Raw genomic sequence first — 1,724 nt, forward strand, 5'->3', positions numbered from 1 at the left:
ACTTTCGTACGCCTCGCGGCGCCCGAAACCCTTCAGGGGAACGGAATGTCTGCTTTTGATAAGGCTATCGGTAAACCGGACACTCAAATGGACGACGCTCGCTAAGATATTGAACCTGTTCGAGGCCATCCCAGAAACTTGCCGGAATCCGGCATTTGGTTACGGAATAATTAGAGCTAAACGTTTAATTGAGTGTACGTGTATAAAACATATTCAGTTTGTTAATCACGACCGATTTCTCTCTATAGTGCGATATTGTTGCCGCTCACTACACACACCGACTCGAAAAGTTCTTTTGAAGGCAGAAAAAGCTGTAATCGTCCGTGACGTTGGCGCTGGCGTAATTATCGCGTCACAACGGGTAACTGGAGCTAATAATGATTCGGCAGAGGTTATTACAAGACAAGGTGCTTTGCATTTTCTGCGATAATGAAGTGGGCACTCGCACTAAACCTGAACATATTCTGCTCGACGCGCTAGGTGGGCGAATGACGACCAAATGGGCTGATTGCAATCACTGCAATCAATCCTTCGGTGGGACGATCGACAAGGTTCTGCCTGAGCAGTTACGCATGCTCCGCAACATGTTCCAGATGAAAAGCGGGAGCGGTCAACCTCCACCCGGTCTGTCCAAAATCCTCGCATCGACCGGAACGATCACTCTCGATTCTCGTGGTAGACCCAAGCGCGTTGGGGGTAAACCATTCACTATCACACCACTGGGCAACGAGCGCTATGATGTCAGTTTCAGCGTCGATAGCATGGAGGAATTTAGGAAATATGTTGCTCATGCCGCAGCGGCTATAGGCGTAACCGAGGATCATTTCTGGGCCAAAATTGAGGGACAGTACGCTTCCTTTCAGAACGAATATCCCGGCACACTTCACACTCGGATCCAGTGCGGCGGTGAGGAAGTCGTCCGCTCGATGGTAAAATCCAGCCTAGTCTTGCTGGCAACCCGTGTTGGGACGATGCCTTTAAAAGACGCGGCTTTTGCCCAAGCCCGCGACTTCGTCGTCAAGGGGAGCGAAGACTTCCTTCAGTGCTTCACCACTGTGGATGCTCGTGATTTTCCTGAATCTGCCTATCAGTATTTGCTGGAAAACCATGGGCCGATGTTCAATCTCATTTATGTCAGAAGCGATGATTATGGGCGAACTCTTGCCTATTATCACGCATTTAACATCGCTTCTTGGCAAATGGTGTTGGCTGAGAAAGGTGGGCCAAGGAATATTGAGATCGGGCTCGCATCCGATCCACTCAATCCGGCACGTTGGGACGGTGATCTGGCCGCCAAGGTGTCACTCGATTTCGACTGGCTCAACGCACCCGATGGCAGCAGACTCAATGACGTCTCGCTTGCGCGCGTGTCAACAGTTCTCAAGCTCCATCAGGATGTGAGCCGGGAACGAACTATCCACAATGTCCTCAATGATGTCCTGGGGCACTATTACGATGAAGGTGATATGATCGAGATGGATGAGAAGGGCAGAGCAGCCATAATCGAGATCAGTCAGAAGTTGGTCGCCGCGTTGATGCAGATTCCTACCAAGGAAAAATTTCTATTGAGACGGTCAAAACAACCTGGAGCAGAATAGTCCTACCGAAGGCGTAATAGAGAGGTGGCTGGTTCTGACGGAATCTGTGTGCCTGTTTCGCATTTTCCGAATAGATAGGCCGCTAAGGGGGGGAGAACGAACCCGCTACGCGGGATTGGTGCGGTG

General features: G+C 50.5%; 1 protein-coding gene. It reads left to right on the forward strand.

Annotation, left to right across the window (positions count from 1 at the left end; translation table 11 throughout):
- The first annotated feature begins 377 nt into the window (after positions 1–377).
- A complete protein-coding gene (locus tag AD948_RS00235; protein WP_048845754.1) occupies positions 378–1,598 on the forward strand; it encodes an HNH endonuclease in 1,221 nt (406 codons plus the stop codon).
- Positions 1,599–1,724 lie beyond the last annotated feature (126 nt).

The organism is Acetobacter senegalensis (assembly GCF_001580995.1).
GTDB classification, from domain to species: domain Bacteria; phylum Pseudomonadota; class Alphaproteobacteria; order Acetobacterales; family Acetobacteraceae; genus Acetobacter; species Acetobacter senegalensis.